Annotated in this window: 19 protein-coding genes; 7 read left to right on the top strand and 12 right to left on the bottom strand. The window is 62.3% G+C overall.

The window, feature by feature from the left end:
• Positions 1-10 precede the first annotated feature (10 nt).
• Positions 11-808 carry an enoyl-CoA hydratase gene (locus ACN50D_RS06700; RefSeq protein ID WP_003939812.1) on the bottom strand — a complete coding sequence of 266 codons (798 nt, stop codon included), beginning with the start codon at positions 806-808 and terminating at the stop codon, positions 11-13.
• Positions 809-917: 109 nt separating this feature from the next.
• Here ACN50D_RS06700 and ACN50D_RS06695 point away from each other — a divergent pair, with 109 nt between their 5' ends.
• Positions 918-2,348 carry a coniferyl aldehyde dehydrogenase gene (locus tag ACN50D_RS06695; RefSeq protein WP_007729546.1) on the top strand — a complete coding sequence of 477 codons (1,431 nt, stop codon included), beginning with the start codon at positions 918-920 and terminating at the stop codon, positions 2,346-2,348.
• Between the two features lie 36 nt (positions 2,349-2,384).
• Here the strand turns inward: ACN50D_RS06695 and ACN50D_RS06690 are convergent, their stop codons facing one another.
• The 9 genes from ACN50D_RS06690 to ACN50D_RS06650 form a co-directional block, all read right to left on the bottom strand.
• A complete protein-coding gene (locus ACN50D_RS06690; protein WP_307850431.1) occupies positions 2,385-4,307 on the bottom strand; it encodes an SEC-C domain-containing protein in 1,923 nt (640 codons plus the stop codon).
• Positions 4,308-4,342: 35 nt separating this feature from the next.
• Positions 4,343-6,235, bottom strand: coding sequence for an SEC-C domain-containing protein (locus ACN50D_RS06685; RefSeq protein ID WP_211920938.1), 1,893 nt, complete (start codon positions 6,233-6,235; stop codon positions 4,343-4,345).
• A gap of 18 nt (positions 6,236-6,253) precedes the next feature.
• Complete coding sequence (locus ACN50D_RS06680; RefSeq protein WP_030537205.1) at positions 6,254-6,931, bottom strand: GAP family protein; 678 nt, start codon at positions 6,929-6,931, stop codon at positions 6,254-6,256.
• Positions 6,932-6,980: 49 nt separating this feature from the next.
• A complete protein-coding gene (locus tag ACN50D_RS06675) occupies positions 6,981-8,534 on the bottom strand; it encodes an acetolactate synthase large subunit (RefSeq protein ID WP_249342802.1) in 1,554 nt (517 codons plus the stop codon).
• A 150-nt stretch (positions 8,535-8,684) separates the two neighbouring features.
• The gene (locus ACN50D_RS06670; RefSeq protein WP_211920941.1) at positions 8,685-10,259 is read right to left on the bottom strand and encodes a polyamine aminopropyltransferase; all 1,575 of its coding nucleotides are present in this window, start codon (positions 10,257-10,259) and stop codon (positions 8,685-8,687) included.
• Complete coding sequence (locus ACN50D_RS06665; RefSeq protein WP_042448576.1) at positions 10,259-10,762, bottom strand: DUF350 domain-containing protein; 504 nt, start codon at positions 10,760-10,762, stop codon at positions 10,259-10,261. Before ACN50D_RS06665 ends, ACN50D_RS06670 begins: the two co-directional genes overlap by 1 nt.
• Positions 10,759-11,136, bottom strand: a complete 378-nt coding sequence (locus tag ACN50D_RS06660) for a DUF4247 domain-containing protein (RefSeq protein ID WP_044480673.1) — start codon at positions 11,134-11,136, stop codon at positions 10,759-10,761. Before ACN50D_RS06660 ends, ACN50D_RS06665 begins: the two co-directional genes overlap by 4 nt.
• A 26-nt stretch (positions 11,137-11,162) precedes the next feature.
• Positions 11,163-11,663: a DUF2617 family protein gene (locus tag ACN50D_RS06655; RefSeq protein ID WP_211920943.1), complete on the bottom strand. Its 501-nt coding sequence runs from the start codon at positions 11,661-11,663 to the stop codon at positions 11,163-11,165.
• Entirely contained in the window at positions 11,660-12,292 is a 633-nt protein-coding gene (locus tag ACN50D_RS06650; RefSeq protein WP_050654601.1) for a DUF4178 domain-containing protein, read from the bottom strand. The genes ACN50D_RS06655 and ACN50D_RS06650 overlap by 4 nt, the downstream gene beginning before the upstream one ends.
• Positions 12,293-12,463: 171 nt before the next feature.
• Between ACN50D_RS06650 and ACN50D_RS06645 the strand changes: the two genes are divergently transcribed.
• Complete coding sequence (locus tag ACN50D_RS06645; protein WP_030537210.1) at positions 12,464-13,777, top strand: YhgE/Pip domain-containing protein; 1,314 nt, start codon at positions 12,464-12,466, stop codon at positions 13,775-13,777.
• A gap of 99 nt (positions 13,778-13,876) precedes the next feature.
• Entirely contained in the window at positions 13,877-15,253 is a 1,377-nt protein-coding gene (locus ACN50D_RS06640; RefSeq protein WP_211920945.1) for an NAD-dependent succinate-semialdehyde dehydrogenase, read from the top strand.
• Between the two features lie 118 nt (positions 15,254-15,371).
• Here the strand turns inward: ACN50D_RS06640 and ACN50D_RS06635 are convergent, their stop codons facing one another.
• The gene (locus ACN50D_RS06635; protein WP_003939940.1) at positions 15,372-15,650 is read right to left on the bottom strand and encodes a hypothetical protein; all 279 of its coding nucleotides are present in this window, start codon (positions 15,648-15,650) and stop codon (positions 15,372-15,374) included.
• A 49-nt stretch (positions 15,651-15,699) separates the two neighbouring features.
• Between ACN50D_RS06635 and ACN50D_RS06630 the strand changes: the two genes are divergently transcribed.
• Positions 15,700-16,143 carry a hypothetical protein gene (locus tag ACN50D_RS06630; RefSeq protein WP_064074241.1) on the top strand — a complete coding sequence of 148 codons (444 nt, stop codon included), beginning with the start codon at positions 15,700-15,702 and terminating at the stop codon, positions 16,141-16,143.
• Positions 16,144-16,147: 4 nt separating this feature from the next.
• Here ACN50D_RS06630 and ACN50D_RS06625 read toward each other — a convergent pair whose 3' ends face one another.
• A complete protein-coding gene (locus ACN50D_RS06625) occupies positions 16,148-16,807 on the bottom strand; it encodes an alpha/beta fold hydrolase (RefSeq protein ID WP_249342803.1) in 660 nt (219 codons plus the stop codon).
• A 249-nt stretch (positions 16,808-17,056) separates the two neighbouring features.
• Here ACN50D_RS06625 and ACN50D_RS06620 point away from each other — a divergent pair, with 249 nt between their 5' ends.
• The 3 genes from ACN50D_RS06620 to ACN50D_RS06610 are packed head-to-tail and all read left to right on the top strand — an operon-like array spanning position 17,057 to position 19,025.
• Positions 17,057-17,536 (top strand): MarR family winged helix-turn-helix transcriptional regulator, encoded by a 480-nt coding sequence (locus tag ACN50D_RS06620; protein ID WP_083056610.1) that lies wholly within the window; start codon positions 17,057-17,059, stop codon positions 17,534-17,536.
• Positions 17,533-18,165, top strand: a complete 633-nt coding sequence (locus ACN50D_RS06615; protein ID WP_003940006.1) for a 5-oxoprolinase subunit B family protein — start codon at positions 17,533-17,535, stop codon at positions 18,163-18,165. Before ACN50D_RS06620 ends, ACN50D_RS06615 begins: the two co-directional genes overlap by 4 nt.
• Positions 18,162-19,025, top strand: coding sequence for a biotin-dependent carboxyltransferase family protein (locus ACN50D_RS06610; protein WP_058037623.1), 864 nt, complete (start codon positions 18,162-18,164; stop codon positions 19,023-19,025). The genes ACN50D_RS06615 and ACN50D_RS06610 overlap by 4 nt, the downstream gene beginning before the upstream one ends.
• The last annotated feature ends 21 nt before the right edge of the window (positions 19,026-19,046 follow it).

The raw sequence follows: 19,046 nt of genomic DNA, 5'->3' as shown, positions 1-19,046 counted from the left end.
AGAGCGATCGTTACTTATTGCGCCATTCGGGCTTTCGCTTGTCCACAAAGGCCTGCATACCTTCCTGAGCGTCGCAGGTCACGGCGTTGGTTGCCATAGTTTCCGCCATCGCCTCGTACGCCTGCGCTTGCGGCAGATCGATCTGGCGATAGAACGCCTGCTTACCGATCTTCACCGTCAAGGGGCTGGCCGTCGTGATCTTGGCGGCCAGTTCGCGCACCTCTCGGTCCAGGTCTTCGGGCGCGACGACGAAGTTCACCAGACCCCAGTCCGCAGCGGTGTCGGCGTCGATCGTCTGCCCGGTGAGCAACATCTGCATCGAGCGCTTGCGCCCTACTGCCCTGCTCAGCGCCACCATGGGCGTCGAGCAGAACAGTCCGATCTTGACGCCCGGCGTGCCGAAGACAGCATTCGACGCAGCAACAACCAGATCACACGACGCGGCCAGTTGGCAGCCCGCCGCGATAGCCGGGCCCTGTACTGCGGCAATCACCGGCTGCGGAATCCGCTGTACGGTCTCCATCATCTCGGTACAGCCGTCGAAGATCGCCCGCTCGTCCTCGAGGGTTCTCCCGATCATCTCCGTCAGATCGTGTCCGGCGGAGAACACCGGGCCTTCGGCGCGCACGATCACTACCCGCACGCGCTCGTCTACAGACAATTCGACAAGGGCAGCCGTCACCTCACGCATGGTCTCCGCCGAGAGCGGATTGCGCCGCGCCGGCCGATCGAGCGTCAGGAAACCGAGTCCCACCGATTCCTCGACGGAAATCTTCACTGCAGTGTCTTCTACCTGTGTCTGCGACATGTGTTCTCTCTACCAATCGAATCCGTCCCGGTCAACGAGACGAAAAGGGCATCCACTCGCACCGCGTCGATACGGTCCGGTCAATACTTCGCCACTACGAGGAGTGCCCATGAGCACCGATGCCGCCGTCACCACTGATCTCGAAGAGATTCTGCGCGCTCAGCAGGAAGCAACTCGAGCCGCTGGTCTTCCGTCCGCGCAGACACGACGCGAGCGCATTCAACGCGTCGTCGATCTCCTGGTGGCAAACCACAAGGATCTGACCGAGGCGATCAACGAAGACTTCGGCGGCCGAATCCCGGCCTACTCGGTGATGAATGACGTTCTCGGGTCGATGGTTTCACTCAAGCACGTTCGTGATTCGCTCGAAGAGTGGATGATTCGCTCACCGAGAGCTACCGGAGCGATGCAGGACCAGTTGGGTGCCACGGCGTACGTGTCGTACCAGCCGAAGGGTTCGATCGGCATCATCGGAACCTGGAATGCTCCCCTGTTCACTCTCCTGAGCCCGCTCGCCTGCGCCCTCGGAGCAGGAAATCGCGCCGTTCTCAAACCGTCGGAGATCGTGCCCAATACTGCGGCCGTCCTGGCCGAGGCGGCGCGTCGAACTCTCGACCCCGTGGAGGTCGCGGTGGTGACCGGCGGCCCGGAAGTCGCTGATCTGCTGACGTCGCTGCCTTTCGACCACCTCGTCTTCACCGGCAGCACGACCGTCGGAAAGCTGGTCATGGCCAATGCTGCGAAGAACCTGGTGCCGGTCACCCTCGAACTCGGCGGCAAGTCACCGAGCGTCTTGAGCCGCAGTGCCGATATCAGCTCTGCTGCTTCGCGTTTGGCTATCGCGAAGTCCACCAACGCCGGTCAACTCTGTGTCTCTCCCGATCTGATCTACGTTCCGCGCGAGAACACGGAAGCATTCATCGACGCGTTCACCGACCAGTTCACGGGACTGTTTCCCACGATTGCCGACAACAAAGACATGGTCTCGATAGTCAGCGATCGTCACCTCGCACGCATCGAGGGGTACATCGCGGACGCCGAAGAACGTGGGGCACGAATCATCACCGTTCCCGACGAAGAACTCTCCGCAGACACTCGTCGTCGCCCACTGCGAATCGTGGTCGACCCTCCGACCGACGCGCAGATCATGAAGGAGGAGATCTTCGGGCCGGCCGTCGTCGTCTTGCCGTACGACCAACTCGACAACGTCGTCGCCGACATCAATTCACGACCGAAACCGTTGGCGCTGTACTACTTCGGAACCGATCTGGACGAGAAGGAATCCGTACTCGAACGCACCGTCTCGGGCGGCGTCACCATCAACGACGCGATGTCTCACCCCGGGCTGAGCGACGCACCCTTCGGCGGCGTCGGGGCTTCGGGCATCGGGCACTACCACGGCCGTGAGGGTTTCCTGGAGTTCAGTCACGCGCGAACGGTATTCGAAGCAGCGCAGCATGACCCACGCGGTGAATGGGGAATGCTCCCGCCGTACGGTGAGGGTTTCGAGCAGATGATGTTGGCTCAGGTAACGCCCTAGGGCCTCCGGCCCCGTGCGCCTTTTTGGTAGTTCGCGCTACCGGAAAGGCGCACCGGCAAGGCCGCGGCTGAGGAACTCCACCAGCTGACCCGGCTCGGTGTCCTCAGACTCGATCAGTTGGATCACCTCCTTCTTGTCTTCTACCGCAAGCGGTTCGATGCCACCGAACGTGCGCATCGTGGACCCGGCCGGAAGAACACGAGCACACACGAGTGTGCCTGGCTCGAGGTTCAGCGAGCCCCACTCGTCCGTGACCTTCACCAGATGCCCGTTGCGGACGTCGCTGAGGGTCACCAACTGTCCCGGCTCCGTCGAGGCGACCTTGTACACCGAGCGCGGAATCGACAACCACTGATCGGCCAGTTCGCGTTCGTCGGCAGGCAGCAGTTCTCCGCGGCGCTCGACAAAAGCTGCGAAAATACCCGCATCGAACAAGGCAGCGTCGACGGCCAAACCACCTTCGACGGCCAGCGTCAGTGCTTCTTCGCTGTTGAACTGCTCGGCACGGATGAGCGCAAGATCGAACACGGCGTCGAAGTACTCCGGCGTGCGCGAGAACAACTGAGCCTTGACGTAGAGCCAGCTGGCCCGGTCGTCGAACGTCACCTCGGACTTACCGAGATGGCAAACCTTGAACTTTCGACCGGAACCGCACCAGCACTTGTCATTTCGTCCGAGTTCGGGGTGCTCGGCCGGGGCGTAGCGCTGAAGAACCTCGTGCAGAACCTCGGACTCGCCACCCTCGATTCGGCCCAGCAAAGCCAGCGCGCGCGTCACATCGCTTCGATCGGCGGCCAGTAGCGCCAGATCGAAGATCGCGGGAGTCCAGTCGGGATCGAGATCGTGCGCTGATTCGTACGACGCCTCAGCGGCCAGGATCTTGCCGAGACGATCCGAAGCCTTGCCCGCCAGCCAGTGCGCTGCCGGCTTGACACGACGCGACCCTTTTTCGGCGAGAGCAGTTGCAACAGAATGCAATACGGAATCATGATCGTCGAGTTCGGACAACAGCTCCAACGCTGCCGCAGCCGCGGGCGGCTCGGCGAGGCCTGCGAAGGCCTGCGGATCCTCCTTGATCTTCTTGCGCGCCCAGTCCGAGACATCGTCGACGCCTTCGGCTTTCGCGGCCATGACCACATCGACGAAGGCGATCACCGACGCGGCTTCTTCGGGGTGCAGATTCTCGCGGACCTCGAGCATGCGAGCCCGGTTCGCCAGGTGGTACGCCTCGAAATCGAATCCGTCGACCGCAACGTAATCACCGTCGCGGACGTAACCTGCCGCCTCGAGCATTTCGCCCAGCGGTGCGGTCGGCTGACGGAACAGCGACGGCTCGTCGAGCATCAATTGCCAGACAATGGCATCGAGGGTGTCAGCACCGGTGTCTGCGAGGACCGTCCCCAGACTCTCGCCGAATCCGGGTGCGGGATCCAGTACCTCGGGGATGGTGCAGAGTGTCAGCTCACGGTCAGCGACGAACAATCCGATCAAGTCACCTACCGAGCACTCGGCAAGGGTGTCGGTGTCGAGCAGAAAGCCTTCGTCGTGTGGGAACTCCGGATCTTCGATCCCACGATCAGCCAAAAGATCGTCGTCGGTCCCGCGGTGCACGACGCTGATGCCGTGGATTTCGTCGTCGTCACGATCGAGGAAAACCCGCAGCATCATCAGATCGGGGTTCGCGTCGAGAACGCCGGACTTGATCTCCGCTTCGGTGAGGCGATGGGTCAACACTCGATGCTCGAACAACGTGTCGAGTGCGGCGTACCGCTCCTCACTCAAGTATCCGAGCAACGGGTCCTCGACGTACTCGACGAATTCGGTCATGTCCTCGGCTGTACCGTGCCCGGCGTCAGCCAACAGGGTGCCCCAGTCCGCCGCTGTCTGCGGGCCGTGCTCACGCAACAACTCCATCGCGGCTTCGGCGATCAAGTCATTGGCATCCATCGGTTCGTTCACCTATCCAACTTTAACGGGGTCGACTCGATACATCGTCACCGGTCATCGGTCGAGTGATCGGCGCCTCCACGCAACTCGCGCACCAGTTCTTCGGCCTCGAGATCTTCGGAAGCGAGAACCTCGAGCACCCTCGCAGCCTGCGATTCCATTGCCATGACCACAACACCCACCGCAAACGCTCCAGTGGGGGCCGTCAGGACCCGAGCACTGATCACATCACCTGGCTTGCCTTCGACCGAGTGAGCAACCGTGACGGTCTCCTTGGACCCACGATCGAGCAGCACGACGCCGGTGTCGGACGTTTCGATCACCTCGTACACCGACCTCCGGATTCCGAGCCACTGTGCGGCTGTCACAACTTCCGCCTCCGGAAGTAGTTCGCTGCGTCTGGCCAAGAATTCGGCAAAGATTCCACCCTCGAACAGAGCGACGTCCAGTGCCGAGCCGTCGAAGATCGTGGCCGCGATCAGTTCGTCCTCGGAGAGATTTTCGTTTTCGAGATCGTCGAGCCCGGTCACGATGTCGACGAATTCGGAGGCGAACGCAAACAGGCATGCCTTCTTGTACAGCCACCGACCGTCCGCCTTGACGGATTCATCGGCCTTTCCGAGGTGGCAGACCTTGTACTTGCGGCCGGAACCGCACCAACACTTGTCGTTTCGTCCGAGTTCCGGGTGATCGGCTGGGACGAAGTCCTGCAGTACGGCGTAGAGATTCTCTTCGGTTCCGCCGTCGATCCGCCCGAGCAGTGACAGCGCCCGGGTCGCATCGCCGCGGTCCGACGCGAACTGAGCCAGCTCGAACAAAGCCGGACCCCAACCGGATTCGGCAAGGACAGCTTTCTCGTAGTGCGCCTCCGCTTCGAGGACGCGCCCCAGCCGATCGACGGCCTTACCGGCGAGCCAATGAGCCGCCGCCCTGACCGACCGTGGCCCTCGCTCGGCCAGTTCGGAGGCAAGCGCTTCGAGGATTGCGTCGGTCACCGGGTCCTGATTCCGAAATCCGAGATCGAACACGGCCACTGCAGCACCCGGATCTGCCAGTGAGACAAAAGAGTCCGGAGCAGCGCTCACATGACGGTGGGCCCAGTCCGCGATATCGAAGTCGGCGATGACCGCGTCGGTGTATCCGCGGTCCGCCAGATCGACAAACGCAACGGCAGAGACTGCCTCGTCGTGGGTCAGGTCGTAGGTACTGGCCACCAAGGCTGTCCGAATCTGCAGGTCGTAGGCGTCGAAGTCGAATCCCCGCCGAGCCAGTAGCTCACGCTCGTGCTCGTAACCTGCCACCTCGAAGATCTCACCCAGCGGCGCAACAGGAACCGTGAAGAGTGACGGATCCTCGATCAGGAGTTGCCAGCACACAGAATCCAGGGCCTCGACTCCGTCCTCCTCGAAGAGTTCGCCGAGCGCCGGAGCAAGATCGGGTTCGTCCTCGATCTCGACCAGACGAAACGCAAGTGTTCCGTCTTCGACAGCCAAGCCGACGAGATCACCGTCGGCGCACTCGCCGAGGGTTCCGGCCGGAAGTACCACAACTCGTCGACTCCGGAAGGGAGCAGCTCCGCGTTCGGAGGCTGCTTCTTCCGCCAGGGCCACCCGGATCGCCCCGTCGTCGTCGCCGAATGCCAAGATCGGTTCCAGGTCGGGGCTCGCGTCAAGGATGTCCGACGCAATTTCGACTTCGCTGAGCCGGTGAGTGAACACGAGCCCTTCGAGGACCGTGTCGAGAGCGACGTACTTTCCGTTGGGCAGGTACCCGAGCATCGGTTCGGACAGGTACTCGAGTACATCGGCCAACTCGGTCGCAGTTCCGTACTCCTCGAGATGGGTCGCCCACTCTTCGAGACTCAGCGGGCCTTGCTCGCGCAGAACAGCCAAAGCAGCGGAGGCAATGGAACCGGCAGCGTCGTCGTCGAAATCAGTCACCCGCCAATGGTAGGCGACCTATTGCAGCCCACTGAGCCCCTCGCCCAGCACGGTCGCACCGAGGATCGTCAGGATGACCGTCATCATCACCGCGTTGTTGGCGGTCATCCATGCCTTCGCGGACGCGAGGATCTCGTCGGCACGCTTGCCGGAGAACACCTTCACCAGGATCGGCGACGCGATGCCGACGCTCGCGATGACCGTGAAGATCACCGCGGCAACAATCTGTTGGGCAACGACATTCGTGGCGACCGCGATAGTGGCCGCACCGGATACCGCCAGCGCTGCATTCTTGGGATTGACCGCCGCGGACAAGAACGCCAACCCGAACGCCTTCCGCGGAGTCAACCCGTCGACGCTCTTCATCCACTTCGGAACTGTCGGCTCACTCCCGTTTCGCGGACGCGCGCGCCACTGCTTGTATGCCAAGCCGAACAGGACAAGACCCAACACGATTCGTACGACGCTCGACCACACCGAAGTCTGCGACGACTCCGACTCCGCAAACGAATAGTCCGCGATCACGATGGTCACCGCGACGACTGCCGAGATTCCGAGGACCCACCCGAGTAGAAAAGATGCCGCCCCTCGATGTGCTCCAGCGGTGATCATGACGAGCACGATCACCGCCATGGGCATCGAGACGAAAAGCAGGCCGAGGGCAATCGGAAGAGACAGACCGATCGCAGCTAGCACCGAAAACCTCCAGTTGAATGCACGATCGACGATCGATTCGAGGTCGAAATCACGACGTCGGAGGCAGCATGACCTCGATGAGATGCGGGCCGGGTTCCGCCAGCGCTGCGGCAAACTGTTCGGCCAACTCCTCCGCTGTGTTCGCCCGCGACGCGGGCACTCCCAACCCCTCGGAGATCTTGACGTAGTCCATGTTCGGAGATGACAGATCCAACATCGACTGTGCGACGACGCCGCCACCTTCTGCGCCGACTCGTTGCAGTTCGCCACGCAGGATGGCGTATGCGCGATTGTTGAGCAGAATCGTCGTGACGTTCAACATCTCTCGCGCCTGCGTCCACAACGCCGTGATGGTGTACATCGCGCTTCCGTCGGCTTCGAGATTGATCACCGGTCGCTCCGGCGCTGCCACAGCGGCGCCCGTCGCCACCGGGATGCCCTGGCCGATGGCACCTCCGGTGAGCGTGAGCACGTCGTGGCGCGGCGCTCCGGCAAGGGCAATCGGGATCGCCCAACCGGAAGTCGCCGCCTCGTCGGAGATGATGGCGTCGCCTGGCAGCAGGGCGCCGATCACGTCGGCCCAATTTCGAACGTCCAGAGGCCCGCTCGGCAGCGCCGGCCGATTCGCTTCCTGCACAACAGGTTCGACTCCCGGTGCCACGAGTTCGGCCACTGTCTCCAGTGCACCGGCAACATCGTCGCCGACGCTTGCCAGCGTTGTCACCGCAGCACCCTCCGGTGCCAGATCGCTCGGTTTTCCGGGATACGCAAAGAACGAGACCGGCGAAACCGCTCCGGCCAGAACCAGCTGAGTTGTTCCGCGAAGTTGTTCGGTGGCGTGCTCGGCGAAGTATCCCAAGCGCTCGAATGACGGTAGCCCCGCGCCTCGTTGAAGCCTGGCTGGAAAAGTCTCGATCAGAATCTGTGCACCGGTCGCGACCGCAATTCGGGAAGCGGCGCGCAGCCCAGCTTCGGAACAGGCTGCGCCGCCCAGCAGTAGCGTGGCGCGACCCTCGGCATTGAGCGCGCCCACCACCGAGTCGATCTGTGTTGCAGAAACTTCCGCCCGCGGCGGTATGTCCCGAGGACCCGCAAGAACTCCACCTTCGCCCCACGAGACGTCGGCAGGGAGGACAAGTGTGGCAATGTGCCCGGGCGGATTCATCGAGGCGGCAACGGCGTCGGCCGCGTCGCTACCGACGGTCGCGGTGGATTCGGAACGTCGACTCCACCCCTCCAGCCACTCGGTCAGCGCGTCGATATTCGATTCGAGTGGAGCGTCGAAACCGTGGTGGTAGGTCGCATGGTCCCCGACGATGTTCACGATGGGGGTGTGGGCGCGGCGCGCGTTGTGAAGGTTCGCCAGTCCGTTCGCCATTCCGGGGCCGAGATGAAGCAGCGTCGCGGCAGGCTTTCCGGCGATACGCGCGTACCCGTCCGCGGCACCGGTGACGGCGCCCTCGAACAAGCCGAGTACCGCACGCATCTGCGGAACGGAATCGAGTGCGGCGACAAAATGCATCTCGGACGTTCCTGGATTGCCGAAGCACACCTCGACGCCCGAGTCGACCAGGCTTTGGATGAGCGACTGTGCACCGTTCATTTCGATCACCTCTTCTTCATGAAAAGCTGCGAATGCTTCCTGCGCTTCATCGTGAGCAACCGAACTCCCGGTGCGTGCTCCTCGATCCGAACAGTCATCCGTACCTCCGTCGTGGCCGAGAGTCTCGATTCAAGCTACTCGGTCGGGAGTTCAGCGTTCATAGCCCTTGCGCATATCGTCGACGATGCGCGGCCGGTCGAGTGTTGACGGCTCCAACTCCCGCCTCGGGCGATCGCGAGGAAACACCGAGGCCGACGCCAGGGTGGGCTCGTCGAGGAACCTCAGATTCGGCACATCAGCGGGCAGACGAAGCTCCGCCGGCGTGGAACCTCTTTGCGCGAGCACGTATCCCCAGTCACCGAAGCTCGGCACGAAAACGTGATAGGGCGAGACACTCAGTCCGACAGCCGATACCGTCGACACCGTTCGCCAGTACGCATCCGGCGTCGAGTACGGGCTGCCGGATTGGACGACCATCAGCCCGCCCGGATTCATCGCGGCAGCGGCAAGTCCGTAGAACTCCATCGAATACAAGCGGCCGAGTGCGGGGGTGTCGGGATCCGGGAGGTCGACGATCACCGCATCGAAACCCGGTTCCGGACGCTCTCGCAGCCACCGAAACGCGTCGTCGAGTACGACGTCCACCCGTGGATCCTCGAGCGCTCCCTCGTTCAGATCACGAAGACGCGTGTTGGCCAACTCGATGACTGCCGGATCGAGTTCCACTTGAACGATTTGCTCGACGCTGTTCATTCGCAGCACTTCCCGTGCAGCGAGGCCGTCACCGCCGCCCAGAATCAGCACGCGCCGGGGGTCGTTCACCAGGGCCGGATACACCAGCGACTCCGTGTACCGATGCTCGTCGACACTGGAGAACTGCAGGTCTCCGTCGAGGAACAGGCGCACGTCGTTCCCCCGCTCGGTGACGACGATTTCCTGGTACACCGATCGCTCGGCGGCCACCACGGGATCGGTGTAGAGCCGCTGCCTCGATGTGGTCTCGATGTCCGACGCTGCGATCAGCAACCATCCGATCAAACTTGCTGCCAACAGCATTGCGACGACGGCGATCGATCGTGCGCGCAGGCTGAGCTGCCACCGAAGGAGTATCAGCGCGACCACTGCCGCAGCCACGAGATTGATCATGCCGGTGAGTGCGGCACCGCGAATCATTCCCGCCCACGGCAACAGTACGAACGGCCACAGCAGACCACCGATCAATGCGCCGAGGTAGTCGGCGGCATTGAGGTTGGCCAGTACCTTTCCGGTGCTCTGTGCGTCGTTGTCGCTGCGACCGGACTGCAAGAGCGTCATCAGCAGAGGCACTTCGGCACCGACGAGGATGCCGATCAGCGCGGTCGCCGCCACCAGAACTGCTGCGCTGGAACCGAAGAACGTGAAGGTCACGTACAGCGTGACGGCACTGAATCCGCCGATCAGCCCGAGCAGTATCTCGACCGTCACGAACGAAGCGGCAGCGTGTCCCAGCAGAGGTTTGGCGGCCAGCGCTCCGATACCCAGAGCCGCAACAAATCCCGCGACGATCAACGACGTCTGGGTGATGCCGCCGCCGGTCAGACTCACGCTGAGTGTCAACAGGGCCAGCTCGTAGATCAGGCCACACGCAGCGCACGCCGCAACCGCCGCAAGGAGAAGGACGCGTGCGCGCGGGCCGAGCATCGTCGAACGCTCGTCAACTGTCACATCGGGATCAGCGGCAACCATCAGGTGAGCGCTGCGGCGTTCACCAAACCGATGGACAGCAAGCTCACACCCACAGCCCACGCGGCGCCACACATCTTCGGATCCTGCACCAGCGCAACCAGCTTGCCGGGAAGGAATGCGTTCATCAATCGCAGCGCGATCGCTTGCAACACGATCGCGAACAGTCCGTACACCGCGGAGTCGGCGAGTCCCTGAGCAAAGCCGTCCGAACTGGTCAGGATTGCCGTCACCACGATGATCGCCAGCGCAAGATGATTGGAGGCCAACAGAATCGCGGCGTTCGGATTCTTGTCGACGTAAACCTGATGGCGGAGATTTCCGGGTGTCATGAGGTCGAGGACCAGGAATCCCGTCGCCAGAACCGCTGCACCGACGACGAAGTAGGCGAGGGTGCCGAGAACGCCACCGACGAGCAATGCCGGATCCACCGTCCCGATCTCGACGGAAGTGGATGCAAAGATGTTCGTCACGCCGTTCTCCTTCTCATTGAGCATTACCGTCATTTGGCACTACCCGAACCGCCGCTGCCACTGCTTCCACCCGCCGGGGATCCCGGGTTGAAACCCGGTCCCAGGTACGCGTATCCGCCGCTGCGATACGTGCCGTCGATGTCCTCTACCTTGATGGTGCTGCCACCGCCCGAAGCCGAACTGACAGTGACGATGTCGTCGTCGTAGCGCAGGTATTCGTTGCCGCCGTCAGCACTTCGCGCCGCTGGTTCGTCCGCGTCGACAATCCGTGAGACGGTCGTGCCCACTGGATCTTTCGACGAGTACAACACGACGTCGCCATCCTGGGACGTCTTGGAATAGTTGTCCGCGATGAAGTCTTTGGCTCCACCACCGCACGCCGACAACATAATTGCGGCCGCCACCATCACCGGAGCAAACCACGTCCGCCCCCTCACGGGCGCCACCTACTGCGCGTCTTCACGATCACTCCTGTCCCCTCCCCCGGGTACAAATGCCAACTCTGCCAACTCCACCCCTGGCGGTCTCGCACGCCACACAACGCGGTCAACGCTGTGTCGTCGCCGGGAAAGGATCCGCAGATCCAACCGTCCTGGCCGGCGGACTCTCTCAACGATGCAGCTTCCGAATCGAATTCGACTCGGTCCAGGATCAGCGAGGAAGACTCGAACCGGTAGTTTTCCGTGGACTCCACTGCCGGCAGTGGTTCACCGCCGACTGCAAGAGCATCGCACGAAACCTGTTCGGTCAGTTTCTTTCCCGACGCCCAGGCCGTCACCACGTGCGAAGCCCCCAGCACTCCGAGGGTCAGCGTCGCGTCGGAAGTTCCGATCACCAACTCGGCGAGGGTCGGTGGCGCAGGAGCTCCCAGTACCAACCCCAGTGCCGAGGCATCCACGTCGGTCGGCTCCACGTCGAGTAGATACAGGCTCATTCCGGGGGGCCCGAGTGGATGACAGTGAGTTCGCTGCGAGTGACCGCCCGTCCCGTGGAAACCTCCCACGACTGTCCGCGCGCCCACTTCTCGAATGCAATCAGGCCGGTCTTGTCTGCGGTCGCATAGTCCGCGTATTCCATCGAGCCGGAAGGGGCCGTACCCGTCGTACCCTCGGCCGTGAACTTCGCCGTTCCACTTTCGATCTTGCGGTGAACCTTGTCGTCGAGAATGACGTCGCCGTTCGGGACCAGGTTGGTTCCTTCTCGACGCATCCAGAGAGTCATCTCCAATTCGCCCTCGTCGTCCTCGACCGTCAGCCAACGACGACCGGTCGAACCGTCGAGAAGGTGCTCACGCCAGATGTACCCCTCTTCGTCGAGCGTGATGGTCCCTCGAACAACATGGTCGATACCCGCGTACGTGATGATGTCGCCGACCCCGATCTTGTGGGGGTCGTACACCTCGGGATAGTCGGCGAGCGGGTCGACGCGAGCATTCGGCTTGCCCTGGCGTCCACGCAGGACCACAAACACGACGGCAGCGATCACTACGAGTATCAGGACAACTATCAGCACGTTGGTCAACGGTTTCTCCGAAATCGTCTCGGCAGGGTTGCCGCGGGCCATACCCTACCGATCCGTTCTCAGCCTTTTCGGATGAGACTGCCGGCAATCCGGCCTGTCGCCGACCGGACAGGTCTCCAGCGCCGCGGGCAGATCGAAAGACTGCCCCGGCGCACCTTTGCGTTTACGCTCAGCCCGAGGAACTCCGCGCGAACGAAAGCCGGTCGACTGACGATGAGCAAGAACACGGAGCCGTCTGCCCGCACCGTCATGCACACACCACGATTCTGGTTGACACCATTGATAGTGGTCACCCTCTTGATGTCTGCGCTGGCAGCGTTGTACATGGGCGGGATACTCGACCCCAAGAAACACCTGGACCAGTTCCCGATCGCCCTGGTCAACCAGGACGAGGGCGACACCCTCCCCGGTGGCGACCCCGCCGACCGCAAGAACTTCGGAAACGACATCGTCGCCGGCCTCGAAAGCGGAATCGACCACCAGAAGATCGACCTGCAGCAGATCGGTATCGCCGAAGCCCAATCGCGGTTGAACTCCGGCACGCTGTACGGCGCGATCGTGATTCCCAGTGATTTCACGAAGAGGACGATCATCCTGGCGGAGGCCAGCGTCGTCGCCGGTGACGTAGAGCAACCGATCATCACGATCTACACCAATCCTCGCGCCGGTTCCGTCTCGGCATCGCTGGTCCAGTCGATCGGAACCACAGCCCTCGCCTCAGTCAACAAGAACATGGGCGAGCAACTCACCGCCCTTGTCACCGCGCAGTTGGAAGCGGGAGGCACCGGAACCCAGATCTCCGGAGCGAGCCGCCTGCTGCTCGAAAACCCGGTGAACGTACTCACGGTTGCCCACGATCCACTTCCCGACGGAACCGGATTCGGTTTGGTGGCATTCTATTTCGCGCTGCTGTTGGTCCTTGCGGGATTCACCGGAGCAACCGTGGTCAATTCCTTGGTGGACGGCATGCTCGGATACGCGCCTACCGAATTCGGTCCACTCTTCGTTCAGAACGACGTTGTGGGTATCAACAGGTTTCGAACGCTGCTCGTCAAATGGGCATTCATGATCGTGTTGTCCGGCATAGTCTCCGCGTTGTTCCAGTGGATCAGTCGCGCCCTCGGAATGCCGGTCACTCACGGGCTTGCATTGTGGGAGTACGGCGCGCTGGTCATCACAGCGGTGGGCATCACGGCGATGTCGGTGATGGCCGCGTTCGGCTCGTTGGGCATGTTGATCAACCTGTTCGTGTTCGTCATTCTCGCGCTGCCCTCGTCCGGTGGCACCATCCCCCTCGAAGCCAGCCCCAGGTTGTATGCCTGGCTGGCGCAATTCGAGCCGATGCACCAGATCTACATGGGCACGCGATCGATCCTGTTCTTCGGCGCACGCGGTGAGGCAGGCCTGCTGCATGCCGTCTGGATGACGTTGGTGGGTCTACTGATCGGCGTCGTACTCGGCATCGTGACCACCCGTTTCTACGACCGCAAGGGCTACGAGCGCACCCATCGCCGCAAGGTGGCGTGACATGGTACCCAGCCGGGATTTGATCGAAACCTGTTGAGCCGATTCAATGTGATTGCGCGTTTCGGGAATCTTCGAGCCCCTTCCGCACGTTGTACAACTATGGCTAATTACAAAACAGTCAATCCCGCGACAGGTGAAACCGTCAGGGAATTCGATACTTTGGATGACGCCGGAGTTGAAGCCGCACTTGCGAACACGCATCGCGGCTACTTGACCTGGCGCAACAGTGCGCCACAGCAGCGTGCGGCAGTCCTGAGCAAGACCGCCGAACTGTACACAGAGCGCGCAGACGAACTGGCCCGAATGATCTCCTTGGAGATGGGTAAGCCGGTCCGCGAGGCCAAGGGCGAAGTACAACTCTCGGCCGCGATCTATCAGTGGTATGCAGACCACGGTCCGGCACTGCTCGAGGAAGAACGACTCGACGTTCCCGGGGCCGAGGAGTCGGTTGTGTACCGGCGACCGATCGGCGCTCTCATCGGCGTCATGCCGTGGAACTTCCCGTACTACCAAGTCGCCCGCTTCGCGGCACCGAATCTGATGCTCGGTAACACGATCATTCTCAAGCACGCATCGAACTGTCCGCAGTCGGCGCTGCTGATGGAAGAGATTCTGCGAGAAGCCGGATTGCCGGACGACGCCTACGTCAACGTCTTCGCGACCAACGAGCAGATCGCGGACATGATCGCCGATCCCCGAGTTCAAGGTGTGTCACTGACCGGCAGCGAACGCGCCGGAACCAGCGTCGCCGAAACTGCCGGACGCAATCTCAAGAAGGTCGTCCTCGAACTCGGCGGATCAGACGTGTTCATCGTCCTCGATTCCGACGACATGGATGCCACCGTCAAGTCCGCAACCAAGGCACGTCTGTCCAATGCCGGCCAGGCCTGCAACGCGGCCAAGCGTTTCATCGTCACCGAAGATTTCTACGACGACTTCACCGACAAGTTGGCGACGTCCTTCGAATCCGTCACTGCCGGTGACCCGTTGGACGAATCCACAGTCTTGGGTCCGCTCTCTTCGCAGAGCGCGGCAGACACTCTGATCGAGCAGATCGACGACGCTGTGTCCAAGGGTGCCACGCTGCTGACCGGTGGAAAGAAGATCGACGGCCCGGGCGCCTACGTTCAACCGACATTGCTCGCAGACGTGACACCGGACATGCGGGCCTACAGCGAAGAACTGTTCGGACCTGCCGGAGTCGTCTACAAGGTCAAGTCGGCCAGCGAGGCTGTGGAACTTGCCAATTCGTCGGTCTACGGCCTGAGCGGATCCGTCTGGAGTAGCGATCTCGATTCCGCCCGGTCGGTCGCTGCAGATCTCGACGTGGGAATGGCGTTCGTCAACGAGCACGGAACGACGTTGCCCGGTCTGCCCTTCGGCGGAGTCAAGCGCTCCGGAGTCGGCCGCGAGCTGGGTCCATGGGGAATGGACGAGTTCGTCAACAAGAAGCTGCTCCGCGTCTCGAAGAAGTAGTTCGACACAGAAGTAGCTCGACACAGAAGTAGCTCGGCGCAAAGGAAGGCCCTGACCTCGATGGAGGTCGGGGCCTTTCCTCATAACCCACGGACCAGCAAGCGGGTCCGCTGCCTGGTCACTCGCTTGCCGGCGTGGCACCCCCACGAGTGAGGCTCCACCCGAACCTCGTCGCGATGACAGCTGACACCCAGCCCAACAGTGCACCCACCAGTGGAGCAGCGACGGCGGTGTAGATCGCCTCGTTGGAAACACCAACCGACACGGCGGAGTCACCGACGAAGGCGAAATCGGTTCGGGAGGCGAAGGACGCCCACTCGATCAGGCCGGAGACAACAATAATCAGGAACCCCAGCAGGAAGCCGAAGCCGGCCAGCAGAACGTGAAGTGCGCGCATCCGGTCAGTCTGCCTGTAACACCCACCCAGATAAAACCGACCTGCTGGTATGACACTTTCACGTATCGCTCGCACTTCCGTGATCGCCGCCGCCCTCTGCGCGGGCGCAGCCATCTGTTCCGCGACGTCAGCTTCCGCGGACGTAGTCGACGTCACGATCCTTCCGGGTCTCAGCAGCGGACCGACGACGCCGTACGGAGCGGGCTGCACGTATCTGGTGGTTGCCAGGACAGCAGCGTTGAACGAGCCGAACGTCTCGATTGTCGACATGAACCGGGCGTCGACCATGTTCCCGCAGGAACTGATCTGGGACACCGTCAATCCCTACTTCACCTTGCCGGTCGTACTCGGCCACGCCGTCACGCTGTGGACTCCGACTGCACCGGGCGAACACTCTCTGATGGCCTACCAGACGTCCGCGGGCGGGCCGGTCACAACGGTCGATGTCAATCCGGCGACACCGATCGGTCCGGGGTGCGTCGTCGCACCCTGATCCGCTAGCCCTCCAAGAAGTCGACGAGCACCCGGTTGATTTCATCGGCGGGAACCATCGGAATGCTGTGATGCGAAGAAGCTTTCAGCACCTCGACACGCGCTGCGGGAACCCTCTCCCGCACTGACTTCGACACGGATTCCGCATCATGCACCCGTCCGTCTTGTGCGAGGACCACCAGCAACTCGACATCCAGTGCGCTCAAGGCCTCCTTCGAAGGACGTCGAGGCACTACGAGATCGGGTCGCGGTAGATCCGAAGTGCCCACTTCCACAAGAGACAGCCAGTCGGAGTCGATACTCAACTCACCTGTCTCCCAATCCAACAGTCGCCGTCGGCGCGCTCGCGACGGGGAGAGCAACAGCGGAAGCGCACGCAGAAGGTAGCCCGCCTTCATGCCGGAGAAACTCGAATTAGGGTCGAGCAGAACAAGTTTGCCGAGACGATCAGGTCGATGCAGCGCAAAGGCCAACGCAATCATCGCGCCGTAGGAATGTCCGATCACATCGACGGTGTCGGCCCCGGTGCAATCAACTATCGAGTCCATCCACTCGATCAGATCGTCGACGGACTTCATCCGATCACCATTCGGAATGCTGAGTCCGGCATCACCCAGCGTGTCGACGGCAAAAACACGCCGGGATTTCGACAGCGCCCCAAACATTGTCGAACCACACCGTCGAAGTGGCACCTCCCCCAGGCAGAAGGATCAACGGCCGCGAGTCTGCAGGTCCACAGACGTTCACGTGAGTGCTACCGAACCGCCCCGCGAGATCCACACCCAGCGGTTTCTGCGGCCATTTGGTCAGTACAGCGTCGTATGCGCGATTGAAGTCCATCCCCCACCCCCATTTCTCTCGATTATCGAGATAGTAGACAATCGAGAGACAACACACCAGGGCTGGAGGCATCCTTGAGCGTCGGCGATGCAGAAGACGAAGCGATGGCGATCGTCCACTCGCTTCGCGCACTTACCGTCGACTTGAACGTGGCGGTTTCCGGCTTTGCGAACAAGTACAAAATGCACTCCACCGACGTGCGCGCGTTGATCTGCCTTCTCGATGCCGAGCGCTCGGACACACCGGCGACACCAGGCTGGCTCGGCGCACAGCTGGGTATCAACTCGGCGTCGGTGACCGCGCTCGTCGACCGGATGGTCAAAGCGGGCCACGTAGCTCGGGAGCGAGACTCAGCAGACCGCAGGCGGGTGCTCTTGCAGGTCACACCAACCGCAGCCGCACTCGGCGAGAGTTACTTCGGCCCACTCATTTCACGGGCGGTGAGCACCCTCGGCAATTACACCGCCACAGAGCGAGCCACCATCGCGAGTTTCATCGCCGCGATGCGAACGGACGTGGAGCGGACTCGAGTCGATAGGGAGCCCTCCCGGTGACTCGCATACTTCCCGCGGGAGAACGCGCATTGCTCGTGGACTTCGATTCCGAAGCTGGCGTTCTCGCGTTCACCGAAGCACTGACGCGTAACACCCCGGTCGGGGTCGAAGACTTCCTCCCCGCAGCTCGCACGGTCCTGGTCACGTGCACCCCGGCGGCAGATCTCACGTACGTCCGGAAGCGCTTGAACGATCTCGAGCAGACCGATTCTGCCGCGACCACAGACGAGCATTTCGAGACGGATGCACTCACCATCGCCGTCAGGTACGACGGGCCCGACCTCGACGACGTCGCACAGTCACTTGGTATGAGCCGATCCGAGGTGGTTGCGGCCCACACCGGGGCAATGTGGCGTTGCGCCTTCATCGGATTCGCACCCGGCTTCGCCTACCTGACTTCAGGCGACACTCGGCTCGACGTTCCGCGTCGAACGCAATCACGAACCGCTGTGCCTGCCGGTTCCGTCGCCCTGGCCGCTGGATACAGCGCGGTCTACCCGCGTGCATCACCGGGTGGCTGGCAGATCATCGGGAGCACCGATGCCGTGATGTGGGATCTGAACGCCACACCACCGGCCACCGTTCAGCCCGGCAGACGCGTGCGCTTCGTGAACGAGGAACAACGATGAACGGCCTCGAGATACTCGACACCGGGCCGCTGAGCCTGATCCAGGACCTCGGACGGATAGGTCATCTTCGCTCGGGTGTCGGGGTTTCCGGTGCGGCAGACAGGCGATCTCTCAGGCTTGGCAATCGGCTCGTCGGCAACAACGAGGGCGCAGCCGGTGTCGAGGTCCTCCTGGGCGGGCTGAGTCTTCGGGCGCAGCAACCGACAACGATCGCGTTCACCGGTGCGCCTGCACAGGCCTACCGCGACGGCATTCCGGTCGGGCATTCGAGCGTGATCGATCTGCGGGCTGGGCAGACCGTCCGCCTGGACTACGCACCGAGTGGACTGCGGACGTATCTGACCGTCCGAGGCGGCATTGTGGTTCCCGAGATCCTGGGATCGCGCAGCACCGACACGATGTCCGGGATCGGTCCGGCGCCTCTCGAGCCTGGTGTTTTTCTCCCGATCGGGCCATCGCCGACCACGTTCTCAGCCGTCGACCTCGCACCGGTGCCGCCGATGGCAAACGAGACTCTCGCCATTCGAGTGGTGTTCGGTCCTCGCGCAGATCGATTCACCAACCCCGAAACACTCCTCCATGGCCGATGGGCGATCTCGACCGACTCGGACCGAATCGGCGCACGCGTCGATCGCGTCGGCGCCGACGAACTACTTCGAAGAACAGACGACACCGAACTGCCCACCGAAGGCGTGGCACTCGGATCGATCCAGGTCCCACCCAGCGGCCAACCTGTCGTGTTCCTCGCCGATCACCCCATCACCGGCGGCTATCCGGTGGTGGGAGTGGTCGCGGACGCAGATATCGACCGACTCGGCCAAGCCCGCCCGGGTCAACACATCCGGTTCGTCAGGGCCTGAGCACGCCGAGCGATGGCGTGT

Origin of the sequence: Rhodococcus sp. SB1D, assembly GCF_048573875.1 — a bacterium.
Lineage (GTDB): Bacteria > Actinomycetota > Actinomycetes > Mycobacteriales > Mycobacteriaceae > Rhodococcus_F > Rhodococcus_F qingshengii.
This window is presented reverse-complemented; position numbering and strand designations above follow the sequence as displayed.

Bases quoted from the DNA above. Each gene is read 5' to 3' on its own strand.
- ACN50D_RS06700 (WP_003939812.1), bottom strand. From the start codon at position 808: ATGTCGCAGACACAGGTAGAAGACACTGCAGTGAAGATTTCCGTCGAG.
- ACN50D_RS06695 (WP_007729546.1), top strand. From the start codon at position 918: ATGAGCACCGATGCCGCCGTCACCACTGATCTCGAAGAGATTCTGCGC.
- ACN50D_RS06675 (WP_249342802.1), bottom strand. From the start codon at position 8,534: ATGAACGGTGCACAGTCGCTCATCCAAAGCCTGGTCGACTCGGGCGTC.
- ACN50D_RS06670 (WP_211920941.1), bottom strand. From the start codon at position 10,259: ATGGTTGCCGCTGATCCCGATGTGACAGTTGACGAGCGTTCGACGATG.
- ACN50D_RS06665 (WP_042448576.1), bottom strand. From the start codon at position 10,762: ATGACGGTAATGCTCAATGAGAAGGAGAACGGCGTGACGAACATCTTT.
- ACN50D_RS06660 (WP_044480673.1), bottom strand. From the start codon at position 11,136: ATGGTGGCGGCCGCAATTATGTTGTCGGCGTGCGGTGGTGGAGCCAAA.
- ACN50D_RS06655 (WP_211920943.1), bottom strand. From the start codon at position 11,663: ATGAGCCTGTATCTACTCGACGTGGAGCCGACCGACGTGGATGCCTCG.
- ACN50D_RS06650 (WP_050654601.1), bottom strand. From the start codon at position 12,292: ATGGCCCGCGGCAACCCTGCCGAGACGATTTCGGAGAAACCGTTGACC.
- ACN50D_RS06645 (WP_030537210.1), top strand. From the start codon at position 12,464: ATGAGCAAGAACACGGAGCCGTCTGCCCGCACCGTCATGCACACACCA.
- ACN50D_RS06640 (WP_211920945.1), top strand. From the start codon at position 13,877: ATGGCTAATTACAAAACAGTCAATCCCGCGACAGGTGAAACCGTCAGG.
- ACN50D_RS06635 (WP_003939940.1), bottom strand. From the start codon at position 15,650: ATGCGCGCACTTCACGTTCTGCTGGCCGGCTTCGGCTTCCTGCTGGGG.
- ACN50D_RS06630 (WP_064074241.1), top strand. From the start codon at position 15,700: ATGACACTTTCACGTATCGCTCGCACTTCCGTGATCGCCGCCGCCCTC.
- ACN50D_RS06625 (WP_249342803.1), bottom strand. From the start codon at position 16,807: ATGTTTGGGGCGCTGTCGAAATCCCGGCGTGTTTTTGCCGTCGACACG.
- ACN50D_RS06610 (WP_058037623.1), top strand. From the start codon at position 18,162: ATGAACGGCCTCGAGATACTCGACACCGGGCCGCTGAGCCTGATCCAG.